This is a genomic window from Rhizobium indigoferae, from assembly GCF_034554815.1.
GTDB classification, from domain to species: Bacteria; Pseudomonadota; Alphaproteobacteria; order Rhizobiales; family Rhizobiaceae; genus Rhizobium; species Rhizobium leguminosarum.
The window spans coordinates 2,638,908-2,663,554 of the sequence record NZ_CP140635.1 but is presented as its reverse complement, the minus strand read 5'-3'; the positions used below and the strand labels follow the sequence as shown (position 1 = coordinate 2,663,554).

Here is a 24,647-nt window from a genome sequence, read left to right as displayed (position 1 = left end):
TCACCAGACCGCCGCGCGTGCGATAGGCCGCGCGTCCGACAGGACGCGCTAAGGACGTTCTATCACTTTGAATCGGCGCATAATGCTTTCCGAAAATGGATTCGGATTTTCGGGGTTGTGCGCCGCATTTCAGCCATGCCGAAAAATCTTCGCGATTAACCAAAGAAATTTCGCCTATGCGCTGGACAAGCCTGCCGATCCTGTTTATACGCCCCGTCACACCGCGCAGCCAAGCGCGAACGGGTGATTAGCTCAGTTGGTAGAGCAGCTGACTCTTAATCAGCGGGTCGTAGGTTCGAGCCCTACATCACCCACCAAATGTCTTGAAAAGATTGACATATTTGAACACAGGCCGGATTTTCCGGTCTGCGGGAAACTGTCTCGAAGCAAGCGGCATGGTTCGCGTTGTCCGCAGGACTGGCCGCGTCGATCCGCGCGCCCTATCTCCCTCTCGCGTATCAGGAGGGGTCCATGAGAAGCGTTGTTTTTGCCGTCGCATTGTCTCTGCCGTTGCCTGCCTTTGCCGCAGGCGCAATGGAGGTCAAAGCGGGCGATCATAGCTGCGGCGAGCTCGCGCAGATCATTCGTCAGAATAAAAAGGTCTTTGTCCGCGTCGGCTTCGGCGGTCGCAGCTTCCGCTATCCGCCGGCCCAATGCAGCATGGGCGAAAAACGCACCACGACCAGTTTTCGCGATGCCGAGGGAAAGCAGTGCATTCTCGATTATGCCTGCGTTTTTGATCCTGCGTCGCCTTATAATTTTCCCTAGCGCATCGTCCTTTGTGCGTCCGAAAGGACGCACGGCGTTCTCGGCGCTTCCGGTTGAGACAGGGAGCGAGCGGTACGTGCATGCGGCGGAGCTCAGGCGAACAGTTCGGAGGGTTTCCGGACTGGCGGCATGGGGTGCGATGCCCTAACTTCGCTCTCTCACATTCAGGAGTTTCCATGAAAAGCGTAGTTCTGGCCGTCGCAGTGTTGTTTCCGTCCGCAGCTCTTGCCGTCGAGGCAGTAGAGGTCAATGCCAGGGATCACAGTTGCGAAGAGCTTGCGCAGATCATCCGCAAGGACAAGGCGGTTTTTGTGCGGATGGGCTTTGGCGGCCGCAGCTTCCGTTATCCGCCGGCCAGGTGCAATCTCGGCGACAAGTACGACACCGCACGGGTGAGGGATGCCAATGGCAAGCTTTGCCTCCTCGACTACGAGTGCGTGTACGATCCGCAGTCCTTCTATAACAGGATTCCCAAATAATGTCCCGATCCAGGCGTTGCCAACACGCTGTTTAGCATGGATGCGGGTCAAGAAAAAAGGCCGGGCGAAACTCGCACCGACCTTCCTCGACCGGTCTCGATAACGACTGCCAGTACCTCCGTGGTCAGCCGTCAGAGACAGATTCAATATCCCTTAAATAGGGTTTGCTTCAACATCTTCAAGAGCTCGCAGCAGAAAGGAAGCCGGCATCTGGCCGGCTTCTTTCGGCCGAGCAGGCGTTACTGCTGGGCAGGGGCAGCCGGCGGAGTGGCCGGTGCTGGTGCCGGTGCGGGCGTTGCGCTGTTGTCGGTCGGAGCGATCGGCTTGGCCGGTGCCGGCTCGGATTGGGTCGTGGAGGCTGTCGTATCCGGCGATGTGCCGGGGGTGCTCCACTGCGAATAGGCGAATGCAGCGACAGCGATCACGGCCAATGCAGCGACCCAGACAACCCACGTATTAGTGCTGCGCGCGCTCGGCGTGGTGCGCAGATCGAGATTTGGGTTCAGCGGGCGGTTGGGGTCGTTGGCATTATTGGGGTCGTACGTCATGGTACTTTCTCCTCTTTCGGTGAAACAATAATGGCGGAGCGGGCTTTTTGTTCCATATGGGTGCAGGGAAGCGGTTGTTATCAGGGATTTCCGGGCTGCAGCCGGCCAGAATCGGTAGCCAATGCGGCTCGGCTTCCCGAGGCGAAGGGCCTCCACGGAAGTTCATTTCGTCTCGACATGAACATTGTGTGTGCCCGTTCGATGCAAGCGCGCTTGACACGCCGGGGTCTGTTTGCGCATGATTTCTGCATGGGGTCGCGATCACCCCACGAGGCGTCATGCTGAAGAATCGCGTCCAGTAAAACCGATCAACGGAGGGACGCGTCATGCCGTCATTTCTCGAAATTTCTCCCGACAAGCTGAGCCGCCTCATCGGAACCCCCGGTGCGCCTTGCATTATCGACGTTCGCACTGAGGAGGACTTCGCGCTCGATCCGCGCTTGGTGCCGGGCTCGATCCGGCGCGCTCACGCCGACGTCGCGTCCTGGTGTGGCGGCGTCGATGCCGAAGCCGTCGTCGTGGTCTGCCAGAGAGGCGGCAAGCTCAGTCATGGTGTTGCCGCCTATCTCCGCCATGCCGGGATTGACGCGGAAAGCCTCGAAGGTGGCTTCGAGGCGTGGATCGCAGGCGGACAGGCCGTGCCCGATGCAAAGCTGCCGCAGCGCGACGCTGAAGAGCGCACCGTCTGGGTGACGCGGGCGCGGCCGAAGATCGATCGCATCGCCTGTCCCTGGCTGATCCGGCGCTTCGTCGATCCGAACGCCGTGTTCCTGTTCGTGCCTGCGCCCGAGGTTTTGGCCGTCGGCGAACGCTTCGGGGCGACGCCCTTCGATATCGAAGACGTGTTCTGGAGTCATCGCGGCGAATTCTGCACTTTCGACGTCATGATCGAAGAGTTCGGACTGGCGTCGGAACCGCTTCTGCGCCTGGCGCGGATCGTCAGGGCGGCAGATACAGCAAGGCTCGACCTCGCGCCTGAGGCAGCGGGGCTGCTTGCGGCATCGCTCGGCCTCTCCAGGATGTATTCCGACGATCTGGAGCAACTCGAGGCTGGGATGCTTCTCTACGACGCTTTTTTCCGCTGGTGCCGCGATGCGACCGAGGAAACCCACAATTGGCCCGCGCCAAAGAAGAGGGCATGAGATGGTCGAGATGACGGATAGTGCTCCCGGCGGCAAAATGGCGGAGGAAGACGCCGGAGAGGGGCATCATCACGGCGTTTCGTTCGGCGAGGCCTTCAGGGTCTGGCTGCGCGTTGCCGCCCTGAGTTTCGGCGGCCCCGCCGGCCAGATCGCCGTCATGCACCGGATCATCGTCGATGAGAAGCGATGGATCGGTGAGCACCGTTTTCTGCATGCGCTGAACTATTGCATGCTGCTTCCCGGACCCGAGGCGCAGCAGCTCGCCATCTATATTGGTTGGCTGATGCATCGAACAGTGGGCGGTCTCGTCGCCGGCCTGCTGTTCGTGTTGCCGGGCTTCCTGTCGATCCTCTGTCTCAGCTATATCTACGCGGCCTACGGCAACGTCGGCATCGTCGCCGGCCTCTTCTTCGGGCTGAAGGCGGCAGTGCTTGCTGTCGTCGCGCAGGCCGTCATCCGCATCGGCGGCCGTGCGCTCAAGAATCGCGTCATGGTCGGAATCGCGGCCGCGGCCTTCATCGCCATCTTCTTTCTCCATGTCCCGTTCCCGCTGATCGTGCTCGCGGCCGCCATTGCGGGCTTCCTCGGCGGCAGGTTCGGGCTTGCCGCCTTCCAGACGGGCGGCGGCCACAAGGCCGGGAGCGGCCCGGTGCTGTCGGATGCCGAGTCGGCGCTCGGCGAAGGCATACCGGCGCATGCGCGCCCGAATCTCGCCTGGTCGCTGCGTATGTCGGCCGTGCTGATCGCCCTTTGGCTAGCTCCACTTGCAGCGCTCTACGTAACCTTCGGTGCTGACAATGTCTTTACCGAGATCGGCCTGTTCTTCAGCAAGATGGCGGTCGTCACCTTCGGCGGGGCCTATGCCGTACTTGCCTATGTCGCGCAGGAGGCTGTGCAGCATTTCGGCTGGCTGAAACCCGGCGAGATGCTGGATGGTCTCGGCATGGCCGAGACGACGCCGGGGCCGCTGATCATGGTCGTCCAGTTCGTCGGCTTCATGGGCGCCTACCGGGATCCGGGAGCGCTGAACCCGATGCTTGCGGCAACCCTTGCGGCGATACTGACGAGCTGGGTCACCTTCGTGCCCTGTTTCCTCTGGATCTTCCTCGGCGCGCCGTTCATCGAAAAACTGCGCGGCAACATTGCGCTCGCCGGCGCGATGTCGGCCATAACCGCGGCGGTAGTCGGGGTCATCCTCAACCTCGCTATCTGGTTTGCCCTGCACACGCTGTTTGCCGAGGTTGCCACCGTCCGCCTTGGCGGCTTGCGGCTCGATATTCCCGTGCTGCAATCGGCCGTGCCGGCGGCAATGGCGCTGTCTGCCGCCGCCGCCGTCGCGATCTTCCGCTTCAAGGCTTCCGTGATCGCGACGCTGCTAGCCTGCGCAGCCGCAGGGATGATCTGGACGCTGGCAGTCGGCTAGGCCTCTGTCCCATCCGCGGGAATGCGCGTCGCGAGCATCTTGTCGATGCGCATGCCGTCCATGTCGAGCACCTCGAAGCGCCAATTGTCGAAGACGAAGGTTTCGCCGGCTTCGGGGATGTGCTGGAGCTGATGCAGCGCGAAGCCCGCCAGCGTATGGAAATCGGCATCCGGACGATCGCGCAGGCCCAGCCGTTCGAAGGCGTCGAAGGCCGGCATCATCGCATCGATCAGGAGCGACCCGTCTTCCCTGACGACGATATCGGGCTCTTCATTGGATCCCGGCAGATCGCCGGCGATGGCTTCGAGCAGGTCGGTCTGGGTGACGATGCCTTCGAGGCTGCCATATTCGTCGATGACGATGGCGAGGCGAACGGGTGAGGCCTTGAAACTGTCGAGCACGCGGACGACCGAGGTGCCCTCATGCAGCACCAGCGGCTGCTTGATCACCTCCATCGGCCGGACCTTGCCGCCGTCGAGAACCTGGTCGAGAAGGTCCTTCTTCAACACCATGCCGATCGGCTCGTCGATCGAGCCGCGGGCGACCAGCAATTGCTCGTGGCTGCATTCGCGGATGGTCTTCAGGATCTCGGTCTCGCTGTCGTCGGCATCAAACCATTCGATATCGAGACGCGGGGTCATGATGTCGGAGATCGGCCTGTCGCCGATGTTGAACACCCGCTCGACGAGCTGCTGCTGCACCTGGTTGAGAAGGCCGGCCTCCTGGCTCTCGGCGACCAGCAGCTTGAGCTCCTGCGGCGAATGAAACGACGATTCGCCGGTTCCGGCGCGGAGACCCACACCCCGCAGCACGAGGTTGCCCATGCCGTTCAGGGCAAAGATTGCCGGCTTGAACAGCACCAGGAAGAACCCGAGCGGACGCACCACGGCAAGCGAGGTGGCTTCGCTGCGCTGAAGCGCCAGGCTTTTCGGCGCGAGCTCGCCGAGCACGATGTGCAGCGCCGTGATGATGACGAAGGCAATGACGATGGCGACGGTATGCGCGCCTGTTGTCGCCCATTGCCCCGGCAGCCAGGACAGCAGAGGCTCGATAAGGTGGGCAAGCGCCGGTTCGCCGACCCAGCCGAGGGCGAGCGACGAGATGGTTATGCCGAGCTGGGTGGCTGCAAGGTTGGCGTCGAGATTGTCGACGGCGCGCTGAAGTGCGGAGGCATTCATCCGGCCTGCCGCGGCAAGTTCGGTAACACGGCTGCGTCTCACAGATACCAGCGCGAATTCGGCGGCGACGAAGAAGCCATTGGCGGCCACGAGAAGTAACACGGCTAGTATCCCGACATAGTCGAAGAGCCCGCCCGCGGATTCGGACATATTTCCCTACCTCTGAATTGATGCGAGTCCGACCCTACACGCTCGCACACCGGTGGCAAGGCGCAGCTGGTATTCTCGCGGCGGAGCCCGCCGTGATCGAGATCAAGGCACCGGTCTGCGGATGCGGAGCGCAGTTGTGTCGCGCACCGCATGATCGGGCTTATGCGCGTTGATGTGGAGCGCAAAAATGTGTGGCAAACGACGTGACCGGCGTCGCGCCATTCATCGCTTGGGCGCCTCGAAGAGCTCGATCGGGTTTCCGGCCGGATCGTCGAGCAGGATTTGCTTGCCGCCTATGCCCTGCACGATCTCGTTGCGGAAACGCGCGCCGGCCTGACGCAGCGCGACGACGTCTGCTTCCAAATCCTTGACCTCGATCTGGATGCGATTCCAACCGCCGGGCTCCGGCTTTCTCCCATCTGGCATTGCTTGAGATGCTCCGCCGGGTCCCGTCATGCCGCTGACGAACAGACGAAAACCGTCCCTGGTCAGGATGGCGAAACTCGGCGCGGGACGAAGTGCGACGGAGAAGCCGAGATGTCTCGTGTAGAATTCCACTGCGGCGTCGACGTCGTCGACGATGTAGCGCATGCTGATACCGGGCATGTTTTCCTCCATTGTGGTCTTCGTTGTCTTGATCTGATCGTCCCTTCGCAGGGGCGCATCCAGAACTCTCCTGTTCCTAGGATGTGTCGCTTCGAAACTCGATTATGCGCCCGTTTCAAGTTTTTTATGTATCTCGTTATGCCAAATCGCTGAGCACCTTTGGGGAGACGAGATTGAATGGAGAGCATGCCGCCTGCCGCAGGGCAACCCTCCACGACCGCGCCTTCTAGGCAATGAGCACAGAGGCCGAAGGGCTTCAGAGGAACGAAGCCGGCCGGCCGCGCTAAAACCCCGATCACCGTGTATAAGCTTAACCTAAAACATAAGCTTCGACCCATAGCTATTGGATTCCATTACAAAAGTTAAATTTTTATTTCAGTTTCAGTTCATCTTTTCGGCCCTAGTTTGGTCACGTGCCCAACACGAGGAACCCCACATGAAAAAGATTTTTGCAGCTCTTCTTTCCGCCTCCTTCCTTCTTTCCCCGATGGTTGTTTCCCAGGCCAGCGCCGACGATCATCGCCGTACCCACGTCGTGGTGCAGAAGAAGGTGGTCGTCCGGTCGCATTGGAAGAAGGGATACCGCGTCAATGCCAGCGAACGTCGCCGGTTCTCCGATGTCAACGACTACCGCCGCTACCGGCTGGCGCCTCCGCCCCGCGGTTATCGCTGGGTGCGGGCCGATAATGACTACCTGCTGATCGGCGTCACCAGCGGCATCATCTCCAGCATTATTGCCAGCCGCTGATCGGTCGACAAATGAGGAAAGGGCGGCTTTGGCCGCCTTTTTGACTCTGGGAGGGCGCGTAGCCGTTTCGCGCCCTTCTTCCTCCTTCATTCCTGTGACGAGTATAGGAATTAAAGGGAGGGGGAAGGGCCGGCGGCGGTTATGAACTGATTTAGGATTGCCTGCGTGAAGGCATGACCCGTTCAGCAATGACGCCGAGAAAACCTCTTGGTCTTCCGACTTCAGCGTCGGTGTCCTGCCCGTGCGTCAGCGGATGAAGCCCCTCGATCGGCGGTAGCGGCTCGCATTCGGTGCAGACGCAGAGATAGCGTTTGATTGCCTTCGCCTTCATGCCGCCCGCCGGTTCCAGCTGGCGAAAGGATCGGGCAGGTCGCGCCAGCGCTCGGGCGCGAAGGCATCTGTCCTGATAAGACAGGCGTCGAGTTGCTTCCTGATCCAGGTCTCGTCCATCGGATCGGCGCCGATAAACACGATTTCCTGGCGGCGGTCGCCCCAGACGGGGTCGAGATAGGGGCCGATGGCGCGCATGAAGGCCGGTTCCTCAGGCCATTGTTCGCGCGGCACTGCCGCCCACCAGAGGCCCATCTTGCCGGTGCGCACGATCGCGCCCGCCTGGCTGATCTCGCCGACATGGTGCGGGCGCGTCGCCAGCCAGAAGAAGCCCTTGGCGCGCACGACGCCCGGCCATACGCTATCGAGGAAGGCCTGCAGCTTTGCCGGATGGAAGGGCCGCTTCTCGCGATAGACGAAGGAGCGGATGCCGTATTCCTCGGTCTCCGGCAGGTGGTCGCGGAAGCCGTGCAGTTCCTTGTACCAGAGCGGATGGGTCTCGGCCTTGTCTATATCGAAGCGGCGAGTGCCGAGCACGTCTTTCAAGGCGACCTTGCCGAAATCCACCTCGATCAGGCGTGCATCCGGGTTGAGACCGGTGACGATCTTGCGCGCGGCGTCGCGCTCCTCCTTGGCTGCCGTGCCGATCTTGTTCAACACCACGACATCGGCGAATTCGATCTGCTCGACCAGCAGGTCGACGATGGTTCTGTTGTCGCCATCGCCTGCCGTTTCACCGCGGTCGGCAAGGAAATCGGCCGAAGCATAATCGGCAAGCAGATTGGCGGCGTCGACGACGGTCACCATGGTGTCGAGCCTTGCGACGTCGGAAAGGCTTTGGCCATTCTCGTCGCGAAATTCGAAGGTGGTGGCGACGGGCAGGGGCTCGGCGATGCCGGTCGATTCGATCAAGAGGTAATCGAAGCGGCCCTGATCGGCGAGTTGGCGCACCTCCTTCAGCAGATCGTCGCGCAGCGTGCAGCAGATGCAGCCATTGGTCATCTCGACGAGCTGTTCCTCGGTGCGGGAGAGATTGGCGCCGCCGTCGCGCACCAGGGTGGCATCGATATTCACCTCACTCATGTCGTTGACGATAACGGCGACGCGTAAGCCTTCGCGATTGGTCAACACATGGTTGAGCAGTGTCGTCTTGCCGGCGCCGAGGAAGCCTGAAAGCACCGTGACGGGAAGTCTGTTGTCCATGGGAACCTCATAAGATCATAGTTTATGTTATATCATTACCTTTGATGCCGAAAAAAGGCGGAACGGGGTTGTCCGCCTTTTTCCGGTCTCTCCGGAGCGGCGCGTGTCCGGCAGGACGCGCGGAGCGCGCATGAGAGTCATGTGCTCGAGAGGCAGTCCTTCATGCTGTCGGCGATGCCGCGCATGAGGGTGAAGTAAAGATCGGGGCCGGCCTTCAGTGTTGCCGCTTCGGGATCGAGCACGCCTGACTTGGCGCGTGTGCCTTCGATGACCACATTGACGAGGCGCGGCTCGAACTGCGGCTCGGCAAAGACGCAGGTGGCGCCGAGTTCACCGACCTTGTGGCGGATTTCCGAAACACGCTCGGCACCGGGAATGGTTTCGGGGCTGACGGTGATCGAGCCGGCGACGCGGATGCCATACCGGTGCTCGAAATACTGGTAGGCGTCATGGAAGACGATGAAGGGCTTGCCCTTGACGGGAGCGACGATACCCTTGATCTCGGCGTCGAGCGCATCCAGCCTGTCGTTTAGCGCCTTGGCGTTGCCCTGATAGGTCAGTGCATTGGCGGGATCGGCGGCAACCAGTGTCGTGGTGATCAGTGCCGCCATTGCCTTTGCATTCATCGGGTCGAGCCAGAGATGTGTGTCGAAGGCGTCGTGGTCGTGGTCAGCCTCGGCGTGATCGTGTTCGTGCTCCGGGGCGTCGGAAGCACTGTCGTGCTGACCGGAAGCACTTTCGTGCTCCGGGGCGTCATCATGCGGCTCGAAGGCGCCGCCTTCGCGGAACGGCAGCTTGACGAGGCCGGGGGCATTGTCGAGTTCGGCGATGCTGGCATCCCGACCCAGCGCCTGCAGCGGCTTTTCGAGAAAGGCCTCGAGGCCGGGACCGACCCAGAAAATCACCCTGGCATCCTGCAGGGCGCGGGCGTTGGACGGCTTGAGATTGTAGGTATGCGGGGAAGCGGCGCCGTCGACGATCAGCTTCGGTTCGCCGACACCCTGCATGATCGCCGAAACCAGCGAATGGATCGGTTTGATCGAGGTGACGATGACAGGCGCATCGGCTGCACGCATAGTGCTGCCGAAGAGCAGGACGGGGATCGCCAGGGCCGGGATTGCGAGGGTGGGCATTCTGAGGGCCAAAATTTTAAGGGCAGGCCCCAAGGCGCGTTTCATCAACATGCTCCGCTTGAATTGCAACTGTTATGTTATTACATCAATTGCGTTATGCTATAACGTGTGCAATAGCAGGACGCAACAGCACTTTCGGAAAATTTGATGCTCTCTCCCGCAAAGACCGCCGCTGGTATCAGGGCCGAACCGCTGGTTTCGCTTGAAAATGTCGGCATCCTGCGCAATGGCCGGTGGCTGGTGCGCGGCGTCGATTTTTCCGTCTCGCGGGGCGAAATCGTCACGCTTATCGGGCCGAACGGCTCGGGCAAGTCGACCAGTGCCAAGGCGGCGATCGGCGTGTTAAAGGCGGATGAGGGCAGGGTGGAGCGCAAGGCCGGCCTCAAGGTCGGCTATGTCCCGCAGAAGCTGTCGATCGACTGGACGCTGCCGCTTTCGGTGCGCCGGCTGATGACGCTGACAGGACCGCTGCCGGAGCGCGACATGCTCTCTGCGCTCGAATCCGCCGGCATTGCCCATATGCTCGATGCCGAGGTCCAGCACCTCTCCGGTGGGGAGTTCCAGCGGGCGCTGATGGCCCGGGCGATTGCCCGCAAACCCGATCTGCTGGTGCTCGACGAGCCGGTGCAGGGGGTCGACTTTTCCGGAGAGATCGCGCTCTACGACCTCATCAAATCGATCCGCAATGCGACTGGCTGCGGCATCCTGCTGATCTCGCACGATCTCCACGTCGTCATGGCCGAGACCGACACGGTCATCTGCCTCAACGGCCATGTCTGCTGCCGCGGCACGCCCGAAGCCGTCAGCCGCAGCCCGGAATATGTGCAGCTGTTCGGCAGCCGGGCGGCGCAAACACTTGCCGTCTATAGCCATCACCACGATCATACGCACCTGCCGGACGGCCGCGTGCAGCATGCCGACGGCACGGTGACCGATCATTGCCATCCCGATGATGGCCATCACGCGCACGGGGATGGGCATGATGGTCATGAACATGGTCACGATCATACCGACCATGCCCATCCGCACGCGCATGCAGCGGGAGAGCGCCATGCTTGATGATTTCTTCGTGCGCGCCATTCTTGCCGGCGTCGGCCTGGCGCTGACGACGGGGCCGCTCGGCTGCTTCATCATCTGGCGGCGCATGGCCTATTTCGGCGATACGATCGCCCATTCGGCGCTGCTCGGCGTCGCACTGTCGCTGCTCTTCGAACTCAATCTGACACTGGCTGTCTTTGCCGTCGCCGCCCTCGTGTCGGTGCTGCTGCTCTTCCTGCAGAAGCGCCAGGCGCTGTCGGCCGATGCTCTCCTTGGCATCCTCTCGCATGCCACGCTGGCGATCGGCCTCGTCATGGTCGCCTTCATGAGCTGGGTGCGGATCGATCTCATCGCCTTCCTGTTCGGCGATATTCTTGCTGTTTCCACGACCGACATAGCGCTGATCTGGGGAGGCGGGCTCTTCGTGCTCGTGGCAATGGTATGGCTCTGGCGGCCACTCTTGGCTGCGACCGTCAATGCCGAGCTCGCCGAGGCCGAGGGGCTGAAGCCAGAGCGGGCGCGGCTGTTCTTCATGCTGCTGATGGCCGTCGTCATCGCCATTGCCATGAAGATCGTCGGCATCATGCTGATCACCTCGCTGCTGATCATTCCGGCGGCTGCGGCCCGGCGCTTCTCGCCGACGCCGGAGATCATGGCGGTGCTCGCTTCGCTGATCGGGGCGGTCGCCGTCGTCGGCGGGCTGTTCGGCTCGCTTACCTACGACACGCCCTCGGGCCCCTCGATCGTGGTCGCGGCGCTGATCCTCTTCATGCTCAGCCTGCTTCCCGTCAGGCGCCACCGCGCGGTCATGCAAGGACAAGGCTCATGACGACACCGCAATTGACCAAGAACCAGTCGCTGGTCTTCGACGTGCTCGAAAAGGCCGAAGGGCCGCTCAGCGCCTACACCATCCTCGACAAGCTGCGCGACCACGGTTTTCGCGCGCCCCTGCAGGTCTACCGTGCACTGGAGAAGCTGCTTGAATACGGCGTCGTGCACCGGCTCGAAAGCATCAACTCCTTCGTCGCCTGCGCCCATCCGGGCGACGACTGCCACAGCCACGGCATCGTCGCCTTCGCCATCTGCGAAAGCTGCGGCCAGGTGACGGAGTTCCACGACCATGAGGTCGACCACAGGCTGATGGAATGGGTGCGCGGGCAGAAGTTCAAGCCTGAAAAGACGACGATCGAGATCCGCGGATTGTGCGAGGCCTGCGCGGCGTAAGCTTCCTCGCGTTCGCTAGGCGATCGCCTCGGGTCTATTGAGATGGCAGAGCCCGCCGGGTCCCGACGGTATTAGAGGCGATCAAAAAGCGATCGGGTTAGTCCGGCTTAGATTCAGAGCCGCCCTTGCCGGGACCGTCATTACCGCCCTTGCCGGGCGTGCTATGCGAGTTCTCTTGAACTGAATCTCTCGAGGCGGCACGCTCGCCGCTGGCAAGTGGAGATCCCGGCGCTATCTTTGCCGCAGAACTAAAGCCAGGGACGATCGCGTGACGAAAACCGAACTCGCGGAGATATATCGCGGCTACATCGCCTGCCTGAACAGGCAAGACTGGCCCGATCTCGGGCAGTTCGTCGGCGACGATGCGGTTCATAACGGCCGGCGGCTCGGGCTGCCGGGGTACGTCGCCCTGCTCGAACAGGACTTCGATGAGATTCCCGATCTCTATTTCAAGGTGCTGATGCTGCTTTGCGATCCGCCATACATCGCCTGCCGGCTCGGCTTCGATTGCAGGCCGAGGGCAAAATTCTTCGGCCTCGATGTGAACGGCAGGCGCCTTTCCTTCACCGAGAATGTCATCTACGAATTTCGCGGCGGCAAGATCGTCGAGGTCTGGTCGGTCATCGACAAAGTGGCGATCGAAGCCCAGCTTCGAGGTGGGTAGCGGCCCAACGAGATGGAGTGATTGGCGTGTTCGATGCAGAGAGCCTTGTCCCTCGTGACAAGCACGACATTACCGCTCTTTCTGCTATCGAGAGCGCTGGTTATCCTGCGATCGCTCCGATCCTGGATGACTTGCTGGCGTGGACCGCGGACGGCAACTGGCCTATTGCGCGCCCCCTGGCTCGCTTTCTAGTCACACTTGGAACGCCAATTGTTGATCCGCTGTTGCGCGTTCTCCGAGGAAAGGACTCCTCTCAAAAGTATTTCTGCTTTCAACTGATTGTCGAAAAACTGTCGGTCGAAGTTCTTCGAGCGCTTGAGAACGACCTCCAGAGGCTGGTAGATCGACCGAGCAAGACGGACCAGTTGGAAGGGGTGGACGAGTTGGCCCGCGAAGCGCTGCAGCGCTTGCATTCATAGCGTCTGGCAGCTGATCGTATTCTCGGACCAGGTTGAGGATGGATGCCATCAATGTGATGTGGAGGCGCGATTTTGGTGCGCTCTTGATCAGACGATGGCGACGCGTTCACCGAAGGGCGTGTCGTCGTCGAAATTGCGAGTGCCGATCCGGTCGCTTTCGCCTGACAAGACCGGCTCTTCCGCCTGTTCGCCAGCCTCTTCCCCTTCTTCCAATGCCGCATGCCCGTGCCGCTTTTGCGGATGCGCCTCGTTTTCGACGATCAGATCCGCGTGCGGGATGAGATCGCTTGCGGCTTCCTTCTCCACGGCCCTCTTCGCTGCCAGTTGATCGGCGGTGATCTGCGACTGGCGGGCAGCGACCCAGGCATTGTCGGGTTCGGAGCCGATCGAGGTGCTGGTACCGACCTTGGTGGGTTCGGACGGGGCGGTGGCGGAGATGGGGTTGATCGCGTCGACCATGAAACTCTCCTGCGGTGACCAACTGGCGAAACAGCCGGCTGTTTCGTGGGATGAAAAACGGCGCGGTCTTGGGACCAATCAGGGAGACATATCGAGCCCGCGCCGAAAAACACAAGGGGACATTGACGTGACTGCCACCTTGGACAATGACGAAATCGGTAGCAGGTTGCGGGAAATTCGAGGAAGAATTGTGTGCACAAGGGGGTGCTCGGCGCGTGGTTAATGTAAGAATCGGAAACACTTTGTGACTAAGTGTCTCCAAAAGCAGCGTTTTTTGACTTGCTGCGCGCGAAGACATGACGGATATTGTTTAAACGTTGAGGAAGCCGTCATGATTAGAATGATTGAAAACCCTGCCGAACTGGCTGGCGAGGATATCACCGGCAAATATATTCTCCGGAGGTTGAACTATCATTGGTTCGCTTACGGCAAGGCGGCTATCGTGACCGCCTGCAAGGGAACGATCCTGCAGCTCGAGCGGGAAGAGACGGTCTATTCCGAGCGTTGGGGCCGCCGCGCCTATACGGGCACCGGCAAGCGTTATCCCGGCGGCATCTGTCCCATTTCGGCGGTCGCCTGCGTTTGCGATACGCCCGACGACGTCAATGCCGTTATTCAACTGGATGTCGAAGCGCAGGACGAATTTTATCAGCTGATCGCCAAGGCCGAAGCCAGAGTTCAGGCTCTTGCCTCTTCCTCACGAAACAGCCAGTTTCTGGAAGCTGCCGAGTAGGCGGCTCTTTACCGAAATCCGCCCTGAGCCGTTGTTGCGGCAACGGCAGAATTTCTCCGACATCTCGAATCCTGGATGCAAAGGCGTCGCTGCGATCAAGGCAGCTTTCGTCGCTACGCTGCCATTGGGGAGCGTTCCGTCTCCTCAATCCGGTGCGGTAGTGTTAGACTCGGGCGGCAGCCGTTGGGATGCAGACAGCTTGTTCCAGGTTGAACGGAAAGCGGTAATGACAGAACAAGACACTCGGCCCAATCACTCGTTCGCAGCGACGGCGCCATCGCTCGGCTCGCTCGCCATCACCATTGCCGTGATGTTTGCCGCGCTATTCTGGCCGGCCGGTACGCTCGACTGGCCGCGTGGCTGGATCTTTCTCGGCCTCTTCCTTGCACTGACATGTGTCGCGATCGTCTGGATCTGGCGGACAAATCCGGAGCTGTTTGCGGCGCGCAGCCGATATCAGAAAGGCACCAGGCCCTGGGACGCGGTGGTGGCGACGCTGACAATCATTCTCTTTGCCGCCATTCTTCCGGTCGGCGCGTTCGACGATGGGCGTTTCCATTGGGCGCCGCAGCCCGGTTGGATCGTCCTCATCGGCTATCTCCTGATGACATCAGGTTATCTCGGCCTAACCTGGGCGCAATCCGTCAACCGGCATTTCGAGCCGACGGTGCGCATCCAGACCGACCGCGACCACAAGGTAATCGACACCGGACCCTACGCCGCCATCCGCCATCCCGGATACGCAACCGCTATCGTGCTCAGCGTCGGCATGGCACTGTCGCTTGGATCGCTCTACGCGCTGATCCCCGCCGGCCTGCTCGTTATCGTCCTCTTCGGCCGCACGCTCGGCGAGGAAGCCGAACTGCGCAAGGGCCTCGAAGGCTATGCGGACTACATGGCGCGTGTGCGTTGGCGCTGGATTCCGGGCGTGTGGTGAACGCCTTGGCGGGCGCAAAGGGCGCCTGACCACCAGCCTCGCGTTATCCTATCAACCGATTTGCCTGAGATCGCGCGCGAAGCGTTGCCAGTTGGCGACGTAGTTTTTTGCCGAGCGGCGGATGGCTTCGATTGCCGCCTCGTCGAGCACGCGCACCGCGCGGGCAGGTGTTCCGACGATCAGGGAGTTGTCGGGGAATTGCTTGCCTTCGGTCACCAGCGCATTGGCGCCGACGAGGCAGTTGTTGCCGATCTTCGCACCGTTCAGGATGGTCGCACCCATGCCGATCAGCGTGTTGTCGCCGATGGTGCAGCCGTGGAGGATGGCGTGATGGCCGATGGTGCAGTCTTTGCCTATCGTCAGCGGGAAACCCATGTCGGTATGGGCCATCACGCCTTCCTGGATGTTGGTGCCTTCGCCGACGGTAATCGGCTCGTTGTCACCGCGCAGCACGGCGCCGAACCAGATGCCGACATTCTCGCCGAGCTCTATTTGGCCGATGATATTGGCGTCCGGTGCGATCCAATAGAGGCCGGCGGCGGGCAGTTTCGGCGTCGATCCGCCAAGTGCGTAGACGGGCATCGCTTTCTCCTCACACGACCTCGACCGATAGGGTGGCGACGCCGTCGATGCCGCAGTTGATGCGATCGCCCCTGGCCACCGCGCCGACGCCGGCGGGCGTGCCGGTCATGATGATATCGCCCGGTGCGAGGGTGAAGAGCTTCGACAGTTCTGAGATGATCTCCGGCACCTTCCAGATCATCTGGTTGAGATCGCCATCCTGCACGCGCTTGCCGTTCTGTTCCAGCCAGATCTTGCCTTCAGCGGGGTGGCCGAGGCGGCTTGCCGGAATGATCGACGAGACGGGGGCGGAATGTTCGAAGGCCTTGCCGACTTCCCAGGGACGGCCGAGCTTCTTTGCCTCGCCCTGTAGGTCGCGGCGGGTGAAATCGATGCCGACGGCATAGCCGTAGATGCAGTCGAGCGCGTCGGCGGCCTCGATGTTCGCGCCACCCGATTTCAGCGCCAGCACGCACTCGACCTCGTAATGCACGTCGTTCGACAGCGGCGGATAGGGAAAGGCCTTGCCCGCCGGCAGCAGGTTGTCGGCATTCTTCTGGAAGAAGAAGGGCGGCTCGCGGCTGGGATCATGGCCCATCTCGATTGCATGGTCGGCATAGTTGCGCCCGACACAATAGACGCGGCGCACCGGAAAACGCTCGGCGCTGCCCTCGACCGGCAGCAACACCGGTTGCGGAAGCGGGATAACGGTGACGGGATCGGACATTGGCGGGTTCTTCCTGTTTACGAGTCTTGCGCCATCTTAGACGGAAAACATCGCGCCGGGAAAGCCGTCCTTGGCGTCCGGCTTCGGTGCATTGACGCTCTCACGGTGGCGGGTTAACCTTAGCCATGAGCAGGATTTTTGCAATTTCGACGACGTCTACGACCACCGCGCCGCGGTGGGTGGTAGACGCGTGAACTGAATTCCGTTCATCGCTGCTAAGACCAACCCGCCGGAGACGAGCGGGTTTTTTGTTCCCGCCCGTGTCCGCATTCGAGGACGAGATCGTGGACGATATCCAGAAGCATATTCTTGCGGAGCGGGCGCTGGCCGCTGCCCGCACCTGTGTCGCCAGCCGCTTTGCCGGGGCTGCTTTCACTTATTTAGCCGGCTCCCTCATGCGCGGCGAAGGGACCGCCTTTTCGGATATCGATCTGGTCGTCGTGTTCCCGTCTCTCGAAAGAGCCTGGCGGGAATCGTTCACTGAGGACGGTTTCCCGGTCGAGGCCTTCGTCCATGATCCGCAGACGCTCGCGCATTATCTCCATCAGGATGCCGACAGCGGCTATCCGATCATGGCCAACATGGTCGCGACGGGCTGTATAATGGGATCGGATATCGACAGCGCGCGCGTCATCCAGGCAAAGGCGGCAAGGATGCTTGCGGCGGGGCCGAAACCTCTTGCCGGGGTAGATTACGACTTGCTGCGCTATCAGGTCACCGATCTGGCCGACGACCTGCGCGGAACGCGCCCGCCCGAAGAGATCGCCGCCATCGCCGCGCTGCTCTATCAGAAGCTCGCCGACCTGATCCTCCTCGGGCGTGGCGCGTGGGCTGGCCGGGGAAAGTGGGCGCCGCGTCTGATGAGAGAGCTCGACGCGCAATTGGCGGCCGAATTCGACATGGCATTCGGGCTGGCGGCAGCGGGTGACGGCGCTCGATTCCTGGCTTTGGCCGACCGAGAGCTTGCCGTGCATGGTGGCCGTTATTTCGAGGGATTCAGGCAGAACGCGCCGCTGGAAGCGCGCCGCCTGGAATAGTTTGGTATCGGTCACATTGCCGCGTTTTGAAAATTGGATGGAAGATGCTTGAGTATGAATTCAAGGGTGCCTTGCCGTCGGCGGTAAGGCGTACCGCCAGATTGCGTCTCAGAATTCCCGTGGAAGGGGATATCGATTTCCTGACCCGACTTTTTTCGCAGCCGGAATTGGTCGCGCACCGACCGGTACCACGGCCGGACTCGCGCGAGGAAAGTGCAGCGCGGCTTGCGCGCGACATCGGGCATTGGAAAGATCACGGGTTTGGGCGCTGGGCCGTCGAGGCGAACGGTGCGCTGATCGGTTTCGGCGGCGTAACCCTTTCCAAGGAATTCGACGGCCTCAATCTTTCCTATCATCTGCAACCCGAAAGCTGGGGGCAGGGATATGCCACGGAATTGGTCAGGGAAGCCCTGGTGTTTGCCTTTGATGATCTGCATGGGGAGCGGGTGATCGGATTGGTTCGTACCGCCAATGCCGCTTCCAGACGTATTCTTGAGAAGTGTGGCTTCAACTTCGAGCGGGAGGTGATGCTGCATGGCGCGCCAACCAACATGTACGCCTTTGGCAAAACGAGCGGCTTATGAACGAACATCCGTGCGCAATTATCAGGCGTGACGAGACGTCGTCGCCGGTCATTCCTCGCCGGATTCAGCCAGCGCATCGCGGACGATCGCGTAATAGGGGGCAAGCTCGGGGATATCGGCGGCCAGCCTGTCGAAGGCGGAGTCGGATGGCGCAAGGGTGCCGGCGTATTTCGCTTGCGTGAAGGCCCGATGGGCAGCAAGGGCTTCGGCCTCGGCCTTGTGCACGACGGTATAGACGGGCGAGGGGACAGTGCGGCCTTTGACGATGATGCGATCGAGCTCGACGACGGTGTAGGTGCCGGCGACCAGCCTTGCGGTCTCCTCGCCGAGCAGCAGTGCTACGCCATAATTCTTCGAGGCGCCTTCGAGGCGGGAGGCGAGGTTGACGCTGTCGCCGAGGCAGGAATAGTCGAAGCGGCGGGTCGAGCCCATGTTGCCGACGATGCATTCGCCGGTGTTGATGCCGACTCCCATCTTCAGCACGTGCGGCTTGCCGCGGCGCGCCGCCGCCTCCCGTTCCAGCTCACGGTTCAGGCTCGATATCGCCGCCTGCATGGCGAGCGAGGCGGTGACCGCGTGGAGCGCATGGTCGGGATCGTCGAGCGGGGCGTTCCAGAAGGCCATGATGCAGTCGCCCATATATTTGTCGATCGTGCCGCCATGATCCATCACGACGTCGGAAAGCGGCGTCAGCAGCCGGTTGATCAGGCCGGTCAGTTGCTCCGGATCGTCCTTCAGCGTCTCGGCGATGGTTGTGAACCCACGCACATCCGAAAACAGCACGGAGAGCGTGCGCCGCTCGCCGCCAAGCTTCAACTGCGAGGGATCGTTCGACAGGCGCCGGACCAGATCGGGCGAGATATATTGGGCGAAGGCGCGGATGATCTGCCGCTTGTTGCGGCGCTCCTCGGCATAATCGAAGGCGGCCTGGCCGAAGGCGACCGAGACATAGGCAACGACTGGCCCGAGTGGCGAGACGAAGACATGGGCAAAGCGGATACCCGCAAAACTCGCCGCTGCGAAGGCAAGCACTGCCGCGGCGCTGGCGACGATCGTCAACCATCCCGTCGAGCGCCAGACGGTGGCGGCGGCAAGCAGCACGGTGATCAGGATGCAGGCGGCGACCAGCGGCAGGCGGGCTTCCGCGATCGACAGGCCACGACGGATATTGTCGTAGATCGTCGCCTGGATCTCGACACCGGAGACCAGCTTGCCGGTGTGAACGGTATAGGGCGTGGCAAAGGCATCGACGCCACCCTTGTCGATGGCAGGCGCATTCTGCAGGCTGAGGCCGACCAGCACCACGCGGCCCTTGAAATAATCCGGTGGCAGCAGGTTCTCAGGGTCTAGCGCCTGGTAGTAGGAGACGGTGGGATAGCTGCGGGCCGGGCCGAAGGATTGGATGAGTCGGCCGGCCGACAACACCTCGGCCGGACCTCCGGACGCCTTTGCCAGCATAGCGGCGAAGCCGTCCTTATAGCCGGGAATACGCCGGAACGTGCCGTCGCCGCTGAGATCGATCGAGGCAATGCCGGTCACAGCACCCGCTTCGGTCAGTTGCGGCAGCGGCGTCGCGCGGATCAGCTGCGAAGCCTGTGGCGTCTCGATTAGTGTTTCGTCGCCGGCGAGCACGACATCGGGGCCGACGGCCTTGGTGATCGCATCGTCGTTGTCGGGGTTCGAGGGTTCGGCCATGATGATGTCGAGGCCGATGACACGGGCGCCGGCCGCGCGTAACTGCCTGATGAGTTCGGCATGCAGGCTGCGCGGCCAGGGCCATTGCGCATTGATATCGGCAAGCGAAGGTTCGTCGATCGCGACGATGACAGGCCCGCCTTGCGGTGGGCGTGGATCGTCGACGGTCGAGAGATAGTCGAAGCTTCTGAGTTCCAGCAACGACCATGCCGGCAGGCGCGACAGCAGCGAGATGGTGACGAGGGTGGCGAGCGCCAGCACCAGCAGCCTGAGATGACGGCTTTCAGCTTGCCCGCCGGCCGGCCGAGGCTTGCCTCGCACCGGCATCAGAAGCGGACTTTGAGCGTGCCCTTGAAGGCGCGGCCCCAGCCGGGCACGCCGGGCGTGAGCTCGAAATCCTCATCGAGCAGGTTATAGGCGGCCGCTTCCAGCGCGATGCGTTTGTCCAGGGGTTCCCAGATCAGGTGGGCATCGAGACTCCAATAGTCGTCGAGTTTCGTGCCGAGGTCGTCACCATCGCGCTCGCCGACATAATTGGCCGCCACAGTCGCCTTGACCTTGGCCTCATTGACCCAGGTCAGCGCGATCTGGCCAGAGTTGCGGGGAATGAACGGCAGCGAGCCGCCGTAGTTCGGCTCCAGCGGGTCCTTGTTCTCCGATTCCATGTAGGCATAAGTGGCGGAAAGGCCGAAACCATAGCCGAGCGCGACGTTGGCAGTCACGGCGGCGCGGTCGACGCTGCCGCGCGACAGCGGCAGGCTGTCGGCCGCCGGAAGCGAGATCAGCGGAAAGTCGATCGAGAAATCATGCAATTCCTGGTGCTGGTATTCGACCGAGGTGAAAAAACGATCAGTCCACTCGGCATCCCATTGCAGCGCGACCGTATCGCTATAACCTTCGATACCGACCGAGAACTGGTTCGGCTGCAGGCCGAGGATGCCGATCGGGGCGAGGGTGGGAACGCCGGTATCGACGCTCTGACGCATGAAGGCGGCGCGCAGCCAGTGGTTCTGAACGGGCGACCAGGCAAGGCCGAAGCGCGGCTCCAGCCGGCTGACATCGACGCCGTCGCCTGACATGCGCGTGCCGAACAGCGCATATTCGCCCTTCAGATCAGGCGCGATCTCGTGCAGCACGTCGACATAGGCGCGGGCGATATCGACGCGATTGTCGGCCTCCGTGGGGCCAAGCGTCGTGCCGTCGAGGAAGCCCGGAACGATATCCTCGATGTGCAGGAAGCTGCTGTTGTGGGCATCGATCCAGCCGCCCTCGATGCCGTAGCGGAAGGTCAGCGGTCCCGCCCCAATGTCGTGATTGAGGGCTGCGACATAGGTCTTCGAGCTCTGGTCCTGGCTGATCTGCGCGAAAGGGCGGATATCGGTGCCGGGACCGCCAAGGAACGGCACAGTCTCCCAATCGAACGCCAGTTCGTCGGTGGTCTTCGTTCGCGTGCCGGAATAGAGCAGCGCTGCATTCAGCACGTTTTCGTAGCCAAATGTGTGGCTCCAACCGATGCCGGCATTGGTCGCCGTAATGATGTCGCGCCGGGTCTGATAAAGCGGCAATTCGTCGGGTGCCAGAGGGAAGCCGAGCAAGGGAATGAACAGCCCGTCGTTCAAAATGGTCGACAGCTGGGAATTGCTGCTCAAGGTATCGAGGTCGAAATCGCGTTTGGCGCCGTTGAAATAGGCGACGACACGATCATCAGGGGTGATCGTCGCTGTGAGATAACCGTTGCCGCTCAGGATCTTGTTCTCGGTGGAGAAGCCGCCGAAATCCGTATAGTCGCCATCGCGGGCGATCTCCTCCCAGTTCAGGTTGCCGTAGAAGCTGAGCGGGATGGTCTCGTTAGAGAAGCCCTGGATCTCGGCCTCACCGATGCGCCTAGTATGGCCATCGACGCTGTTGATGCCGCCGCCGAGTGAACCTTCGATGAAGGGGGTGCGCAGAAGCGTTGCCGAGCGCGAACGGCCCGACAGCATGTGCGGATCGAGCAGCAGTCCCTGGAACAGCGAGGAGAAGCTCGACGTGTTGACGCGATACTGGCTGATGTTGTCGTCGCCGAAATCGGTCGCATTATTGAAGGGGAAGATGCTGCCCTTGATCGACTGGTCGGTATAGCCGCTGCCTTCGAAGGGACTGAAGACGGCATCGCCATAATAACGGCCCCACGCGTCTAGGCCCTGCAGGCGGAAGGCGTTGTTCAGCGTCGAGCCGGCATCCTGGTTGGCGCCGAGCGCGCTGTAGTCGCCGCCGCGCGCCCTGGAGCGGCGGAGAAATTCCTGGGCGTTGCGGATCGCGCCGTCGGCGTCGTAGTCGTCGATGTCGACGGCGGTGCGGAAGGAGGAGATGACGGGATCGTTCTTGTCGAGCCTGTCAGCATTGTCGACCGCCTGTGCGGAGGGGATGCGGTCACCCTTTTCGTAATGGGCGGCGGCGAGCATCAACTGTGACTGCGAATGGGCCGGATTGGCGGTGCTGGCGGCCAGCAGGTCCGCCAGCGCCTTGTCGCGTTCGCCGGTCTGCAGGTAGTAGCGGCCGCGGGCGAGGAGAGCAATGTCGTAGGACGGATCGACCGCGAGCGCCGCATCGATCTCGCGCTTGGCATCCTTCATCCTGGACTGGTCGAGATAGAGAATGGCAAGATTGCCGTGGGGAACCGGGTCCTGCGGATCGAGCGCGATCGCCTTCAGGAAGGCCGCCTCGGCCTCGCCATTGGCGTCGCGGGCGCTTTGCAGCAGGCCCATCGAGTTCAACGATCCTGATGCACCGGGCGCAAGCTCGATGGCGCGGTTCAGATCGGCCAGGGCGCCGTCGATGTCGCTTTCGTAGCTCGCCTTGTAAGACGCGCGCGCGGCAAGGGCGATCGGATGGTTCGGATCGAGCGAGAGGGCGCGGTTCACCGCCTCCTGCATCTGGGCGCGGTCATCGATCAGCTGCGCCAGCTGGGCGCGGATCGCGGGCAGGGTGGGATCGTCGGGAAAACGCTTCTCCGCGTCCCTGATCACATCGACAGCGGCGCGCGGGTTTTGCAGAAAGCCGGCGGTGTAGGCCTGCATGATCGCGCCATAGGGGCCGACAGCTGATGACGGCGGCTTTTCGACATGGGCGGGATCGGCAAGCGAACGGGCGAAATAGCCGCCATATTGCGCCATGTTCCGGCGGTTGGCGTCGAGATGCGGCAGTGCTGCCGCAAATAGCCTTGCGGCTTCGTCGTAGCGTTTTTCGGAGCCGGCGATCGTGGCATCGATCAGGTCGACGCGGGCCTTCTGGGCGGTCGTCAGCTTACGGCCCCGAACTTCCTGAAGCGTGGCGGCTGCAACCTGCCGGCCATCGAAGGCGCTCTGGACTTCGGCAAGCTCCAGCCAGTCCTCGGTGGTGCGACGCTCCGGCGGCAAAGCCAGCAGCCGGCGGCGCTCGTCGGCCATGTGGCCTGCCGGCAGCGGCGAGGTCGGCATCAGGCCGAAGCCGTCACGCAGGTTCAGGTAGAACAGCATCTGCTCGCGATCGTCGGGTGTGACGATGACGAGCTTGCGCGGCGCCTGGCCGATCGTGGCGACCGCTCCTTCCCCCTCGTTCACCTCGATGCTGCCCTGCGGGTTGGTGAGCGCGACGCGGCCTTCGAGCACGATCATCGAGGTCTTGGCGCCCTCGACGGTCATCGTCCAGTCGGTGCCGCGGATGGCGGCTGCGGCCGCCGGCGTTTCTACCGTCAGGCCCTGGCCGCCGCGCTCGGCGCGCGCCCAGATCGTTCCCGATTGCAGCTCCAGCGTCGTGTCGCCACTCGCGGCCATCTTCTTGACCTGCAGCGAGGAATTGCGGCCGAGACGGACCTGGGTGTGATCGGAAAAGACGATGGCGAGCTGGCCGTTGGCATTGGTGCGCAGCACGTCGCCAGTCAGGAGATCCTGATTGATGTCGACGACACGCCAGTTCGACACGTCGATGAAGCGGACCTCCTCTCCGGTCTTGCGGGCAATGACGGATCCGGCAACCGGTGTTGCACGCTGAACGGGGTCGGCCGCCGCCGGCGGCGAAAAGCCTAGCAAGACGAGCGCAAGCGCCACCCCGGCGCGACAGATGTTTTTCCAGCGACCCAGCATGACCCAACCCCAACTCCCACATCCCCTTTGTCCATGTAGAAAAGAAAAGTCAAGCGCATTGCACACGTGTTCTTGAATTCGCTGTGCAGTGTAATATCAGGGAAACACTTTGTAGATGGAGTATTCAGGTGAGCGATTTCGAAAATGCAACTGATCTTATGCTGAGCGCCCCGTCGAGCGGCGATATCAGTTCCGAGTATTTCGACCATATCAAGAAAATCAACGACATATTCTACGACCAAGTCAAGATATCTGACCAGAAGGCGGCCTATATCTTTACTTTCATGTTAGCCTTCCTGGTGAGTTCGAGCGAGGTGAGGGCAGTCTTCAGCCCGGCACGCTACGCGAGCGGGGCGCCGGGGAGCATGCTGTTCTCGGGCCTGCTTGCTGCAGCCTCGGTCTTTTCCATCCTGTCGGCGATCCTCGTCGTGTTGCCGCGCCGTTTGGACAGCTCGACCTCGCTGTTTTGGGGCGCCTGGCAGAACCACCGCGACCTGTTCTTCGAGGCAGCACTGCGGCGCGACGAACGCTATCTCTTCGACCAGTATCTCGAAAACGCCAACATCCTCTCCGCCATCGCCCGCAGCAAATATCGTTGCGTCACCTTCGCGTTCCGCGGGCTGATGGTGAGTGTGATCGCTTACGTGCTGCTGTTGGTGGCGGTGTGAGCGCAACATGGCTCAAGAGAGCCTCGCCCTGAGGTGGCCCGGAGGGGCCTCGAAGGGTGAGGCATGCTTTCGCCGGGCACGCAGAAACGT

General features: G+C 61.8%; 26 protein-coding genes and 1 tRNA gene. 16 read left to right on the top strand and 11 right to left on the bottom strand.

Features of this window, described 5'->3' with window-relative positions:
- Positions 1–241: 241 nt before the first annotated feature.
- The 3 genes from U5G49_RS13620 to U5G49_RS13610 all read left to right on the top strand — a co-directional run bounded on the left by U5G49_RS13620 (position 242) and on the right by U5G49_RS13610 (position 1,247).
- A tRNA-Lys gene (locus U5G49_RS13620) sits at positions 242–317 on the top strand.
- A 154-nt stretch (positions 318–471) separates the two neighbouring features.
- Positions 472–768 (top strand): hypothetical protein, encoded by a 297-nt coding sequence (locus tag U5G49_RS13615; RefSeq protein WP_018242750.1) that lies wholly within the window; start codon positions 472–474, stop codon positions 766–768.
- 176 nt (positions 769–944) lie between these two features.
- The gene (locus U5G49_RS13610; protein WP_130652722.1) at positions 945–1,247 is read left to right on the top strand and encodes a hypothetical protein; all 303 of its coding nucleotides are present in this window, start codon (positions 945–947) and stop codon (positions 1,245–1,247) included.
- 239 nt (positions 1,248–1,486) lie between these two features.
- On the opposite strand, the gene U5G49_RS13605 is transcribed toward U5G49_RS13610, so the two are convergent.
- Complete coding sequence (locus U5G49_RS13605) at positions 1,487–1,795, bottom strand: hypothetical protein (protein WP_080764175.1); 309 nt, start codon at positions 1,793–1,795, stop codon at positions 1,487–1,489.
- Positions 1,796–2,121: 326 nt separating this feature from the next.
- Between U5G49_RS13605 and U5G49_RS13600 the strand changes: the two genes are divergently transcribed.
- Entirely contained in the window at positions 2,122–2,937 is an 816-nt protein-coding gene (locus tag U5G49_RS13600) for a chromate resistance protein ChrB domain-containing protein (RefSeq protein WP_193445656.1), read from the top strand.
- A gap of 1 nt (position 2,938) precedes the next feature.
- Entirely contained in the window at positions 2,939–4,360 is a 1,422-nt protein-coding gene (chrA, locus tag U5G49_RS13595; protein WP_130652720.1) for a chromate efflux transporter, read from the top strand.
- On the opposite strand, the gene U5G49_RS13590 is transcribed toward chrA, so the two are convergent.
- On the bottom strand, positions 4,357–5,688 hold the full coding sequence (locus tag U5G49_RS13590) for a hemolysin family protein (protein ID WP_115157230.1): 1,332 nt from the start codon (positions 5,686–5,688) through the stop codon (positions 4,357–4,359). The genes chrA and U5G49_RS13590 overlap by 4 nt on opposite strands.
- Before the next feature lie 222 nt (positions 5,689–5,910).
- A complete protein-coding gene (locus tag U5G49_RS13585; protein WP_026188460.1) occupies positions 5,911–6,294 on the bottom strand; it encodes a VOC family protein in 384 nt (127 codons plus the stop codon).
- A 436-nt stretch (positions 6,295–6,730) separates the two neighbouring features.
- On the opposite strand from U5G49_RS13585, the gene U5G49_RS13580 reads away from it, so the two are divergent.
- Positions 6,731–7,042, top strand: a complete 312-nt coding sequence (locus U5G49_RS13580; RefSeq protein WP_193445657.1) for an RcnB family protein — start codon at positions 6,731–6,733, stop codon at positions 7,040–7,042.
- Between the two features lie 151 nt (positions 7,043–7,193).
- Here U5G49_RS13580 and U5G49_RS13575 read toward each other — a convergent pair whose 3' ends face one another.
- The 3 genes from U5G49_RS13575 to U5G49_RS13565 form a co-directional block, all read right to left on the bottom strand.
- The gene (locus U5G49_RS13575) at positions 7,194–7,373 is read right to left on the bottom strand and encodes a hypothetical protein (protein ID WP_130652719.1); all 180 of its coding nucleotides are present in this window, start codon (positions 7,371–7,373) and stop codon (positions 7,194–7,196) included.
- Positions 7,370–8,575 (bottom strand): zinc metallochaperone GTPase ZigA, encoded by a 1,206-nt coding sequence (gene zigA / locus U5G49_RS13570; protein ID WP_193445658.1) that lies wholly within the window; start codon positions 8,573–8,575, stop codon positions 7,370–7,372. Before zigA ends, U5G49_RS13575 begins: the two co-directional genes overlap by 4 nt.
- A 137-nt stretch (positions 8,576–8,712) precedes the next feature.
- Positions 8,713–9,753: a zinc ABC transporter substrate-binding protein gene (locus U5G49_RS13565; RefSeq protein WP_193445659.1), complete on the bottom strand. Its 1,041-nt coding sequence runs from the start codon at positions 9,751–9,753 to the stop codon at positions 8,713–8,715.
- A gap of 102 nt (positions 9,754–9,855) precedes the next feature.
- Here U5G49_RS13565 and znuC point away from each other — a divergent pair, with 102 nt between their 5' ends.
- The 5 genes from znuC to U5G49_RS13540 all read left to right on the top strand — a co-directional run bounded on the left by znuC (position 9,856) and on the right by U5G49_RS13540 (position 13,053).
- A complete protein-coding gene (gene znuC / locus U5G49_RS13560) occupies positions 9,856–10,767 on the top strand; it encodes a zinc ABC transporter ATP-binding protein ZnuC (protein WP_193445660.1) in 912 nt (303 codons plus the stop codon).
- Complete coding sequence (znuB, locus tag U5G49_RS13555) at positions 10,760–11,575, top strand: zinc ABC transporter permease subunit ZnuB (RefSeq protein ID WP_193445661.1); 816 nt, start codon at positions 10,760–10,762, stop codon at positions 11,573–11,575. Before znuC ends, znuB begins: the two co-directional genes overlap by 8 nt.
- Complete coding sequence (locus U5G49_RS13550) at positions 11,572–11,970, top strand: Fur family transcriptional regulator (protein ID WP_011652680.1); 399 nt, start codon at positions 11,572–11,574, stop codon at positions 11,968–11,970. The genes znuB and U5G49_RS13550 overlap by 4 nt, the downstream gene beginning before the upstream one ends.
- A gap of 268 nt (positions 11,971–12,238) precedes the next feature.
- The gene (locus U5G49_RS13545) at positions 12,239–12,634 is read left to right on the top strand and encodes an ester cyclase (RefSeq protein WP_193445662.1); all 396 of its coding nucleotides are present in this window, start codon (positions 12,239–12,241) and stop codon (positions 12,632–12,634) included.
- Between the two features lie 26 nt (positions 12,635–12,660).
- On the top strand, positions 12,661–13,053 hold the full coding sequence (locus tag U5G49_RS13540; RefSeq protein WP_193445663.1) for a DUF5071 domain-containing protein: 393 nt from the start codon (positions 12,661–12,663) through the stop codon (positions 13,051–13,053).
- A gap of 87 nt (positions 13,054–13,140) precedes the next feature.
- On the opposite strand, the gene U5G49_RS13535 is transcribed toward U5G49_RS13540, so the two are convergent.
- On the bottom strand, positions 13,141–13,512 hold the full coding sequence (locus U5G49_RS13535; protein WP_193445664.1) for a hypothetical protein: 372 nt from the start codon (positions 13,510–13,512) through the stop codon (positions 13,141–13,143).
- A 331-nt stretch (positions 13,513–13,843) separates the two neighbouring features.
- Between U5G49_RS13535 and U5G49_RS13530 the strand changes: the two genes are divergently transcribed.
- Positions 13,844–14,245: a hypothetical protein gene (locus U5G49_RS13530; protein WP_032980478.1), complete on the top strand. Its 402-nt coding sequence runs from the start codon at positions 13,844–13,846 to the stop codon at positions 14,243–14,245.
- Positions 14,246–14,471: 226 nt separating this feature from the next.
- Entirely contained in the window at positions 14,472–15,182 is a 711-nt protein-coding gene (locus tag U5G49_RS13525) for a methyltransferase family protein (RefSeq protein WP_193445665.1), read from the top strand.
- Between the two features lie 51 nt (positions 15,183–15,233).
- Here the strand turns inward: U5G49_RS13525 and U5G49_RS13520 are convergent, their stop codons facing one another.
- Together U5G49_RS13520 and U5G49_RS13515 are read right to left on the bottom strand one after the other, a co-directional pair.
- Positions 15,234–15,764: a gamma carbonic anhydrase family protein gene (locus tag U5G49_RS13520; RefSeq protein WP_193445666.1), complete on the bottom strand. Its 531-nt coding sequence runs from the start codon at positions 15,762–15,764 to the stop codon at positions 15,234–15,236.
- 10 nt (positions 15,765–15,774) lie between these two features.
- Positions 15,775–16,470, bottom strand: a complete 696-nt coding sequence (locus tag U5G49_RS13515) for a fumarylacetoacetate hydrolase family protein (RefSeq protein ID WP_018446346.1) — start codon at positions 16,468–16,470, stop codon at positions 15,775–15,777.
- 284 nt (positions 16,471–16,754) lie between these two features.
- Between U5G49_RS13515 and U5G49_RS13510 the strand changes: the two genes are divergently transcribed.
- Positions 16,755–17,507: a nucleotidyltransferase domain-containing protein gene (locus U5G49_RS13510; RefSeq protein ID WP_284200514.1), complete on the top strand. Its 753-nt coding sequence runs from the start codon at positions 16,755–16,757 to the stop codon at positions 17,505–17,507.
- Positions 17,508–17,551: 44 nt separating this feature from the next.
- On the top strand, positions 17,552–18,091 hold the full coding sequence (locus U5G49_RS13505; RefSeq protein WP_018242730.1) for a GNAT family N-acetyltransferase: 540 nt from the start codon (positions 17,552–17,554) through the stop codon (positions 18,089–18,091).
- 48 nt (positions 18,092–18,139) lie between these two features.
- Here U5G49_RS13505 and U5G49_RS13500 read toward each other — a convergent pair whose 3' ends face one another.
- A complete protein-coding gene (locus U5G49_RS13500; protein ID WP_193445668.1) occupies positions 18,140–20,113 on the bottom strand; it encodes a CHASE2 domain-containing protein in 1,974 nt (657 codons plus the stop codon).
- A complete protein-coding gene (locus tag U5G49_RS13495) occupies positions 20,113–23,889 on the bottom strand; it encodes a FecR domain-containing protein (RefSeq protein ID WP_193445669.1) in 3,777 nt (1,258 codons plus the stop codon). Before U5G49_RS13495 ends, U5G49_RS13500 begins: the two co-directional genes overlap by 1 nt.
- 128 nt (positions 23,890–24,017) lie before the next feature.
- Here U5G49_RS13495 and U5G49_RS13490 point away from each other — a divergent pair, with 128 nt between their 5' ends.
- Positions 24,018–24,557, top strand: coding sequence for a Pycsar system effector family protein (locus U5G49_RS13490; RefSeq protein ID WP_018242727.1), 540 nt, complete (start codon positions 24,018–24,020; stop codon positions 24,555–24,557).
- Positions 24,558–24,647: the final 90 nt, after the last annotated feature.

Coding starts and splice junctions, on each gene's coding strand:
- U5G49_RS13505 (WP_018242730.1), top strand. CDS start 17,552: ATGCTTGAGTATGAATTCAAGGGTGCCTTGCCGTCGGCGGTAAGGCGT.
- U5G49_RS13520 (WP_193445666.1), bottom strand. CDS start 15,764: ATGCCCGTCTACGCACTTGGCGGATCGACGCCGAAACTGCCCGCCGCC.
- znuC (WP_193445660.1), top strand. CDS start 9,856: ATGCTCTCTCCCGCAAAGACCGCCGCTGGTATCAGGGCCGAACCGCTG.
- U5G49_RS13525 (WP_193445665.1), top strand. CDS start 14,472: ATGACAGAACAAGACACTCGGCCCAATCACTCGTTCGCAGCGACGGCG.
- U5G49_RS13495 (WP_193445669.1), bottom strand. CDS start 23,889: ATGCTGGGTCGCTGGAAAAACATCTGTCGCGCCGGGGTGGCGCTTGCG.
- zigA (WP_193445658.1), bottom strand. CDS start 8,575: ATGGACAACAGACTTCCCGTCACGGTGCTTTCAGGCTTCCTCGGCGCC.
- U5G49_RS13580 (WP_193445657.1), top strand. CDS start 6,731: ATGAAAAAGATTTTTGCAGCTCTTCTTTCCGCCTCCTTCCTTCTTTCC.
- U5G49_RS13615 (WP_018242750.1), top strand. CDS start 472: ATGAGAAGCGTTGTTTTTGCCGTCGCATTGTCTCTGCCGTTGCCTGCC.
- U5G49_RS13605 (WP_080764175.1), bottom strand. CDS start 1,795: ATGACGTACGACCCCAATAATGCCAACGACCCCAACCGCCCGCTGAAC.
- U5G49_RS13535 (WP_193445664.1), bottom strand. CDS start 13,512: ATGGTCGACGCGATCAACCCCATCTCCGCCACCGCCCCGTCCGAACCC.
- znuB (WP_193445661.1), top strand. CDS start 10,760: ATGCTTGATGATTTCTTCGTGCGCGCCATTCTTGCCGGCGTCGGCCTG.
- chrA (WP_130652720.1), top strand. CDS start 2,939: ATGGTCGAGATGACGGATAGTGCTCCCGGCGGCAAAATGGCGGAGGAA.
- U5G49_RS13585 (WP_026188460.1), bottom strand. CDS start 6,294: ATGCCCGGTATCAGCATGCGCTACATCGTCGACGACGTCGACGCCGCA.
- U5G49_RS13530 (WP_032980478.1), top strand. CDS start 13,844: ATGATTAGAATGATTGAAAACCCTGCCGAACTGGCTGGCGAGGATATC.
- U5G49_RS13565 (WP_193445659.1), bottom strand. CDS start 9,753: ATGAAACGCGCCTTGGGGCCTGCCCTTAAAATTTTGGCCCTCAGAATG.
- U5G49_RS13590 (WP_115157230.1), bottom strand. CDS start 5,688: ATGTCCGAATCCGCGGGCGGGCTCTTCGACTATGTCGGGATACTAGCC.
- U5G49_RS13500 (WP_193445668.1), bottom strand. CDS start 20,113: ATGCCGGTGCGAGGCAAGCCTCGGCCGGCCGGCGGGCAAGCTGAAAGC.
- U5G49_RS13575 (WP_130652719.1), bottom strand. CDS start 7,373: ATGAAGGCGAAGGCAATCAAACGCTATCTCTGCGTCTGCACCGAATGC.
- U5G49_RS13610 (WP_130652722.1), top strand. CDS start 945: ATGAAAAGCGTAGTTCTGGCCGTCGCAGTGTTGTTTCCGTCCGCAGCT.
- U5G49_RS13515 (WP_018446346.1), bottom strand. CDS start 16,470: ATGTCCGATCCCGTCACCGTTATCCCGCTTCCGCAACCGGTGTTGCTG.
- U5G49_RS13600 (WP_193445656.1), top strand. CDS start 2,122: ATGCCGTCATTTCTCGAAATTTCTCCCGACAAGCTGAGCCGCCTCATC.
- U5G49_RS13550 (WP_011652680.1), top strand. CDS start 11,572: ATGACGACACCGCAATTGACCAAGAACCAGTCGCTGGTCTTCGACGTG.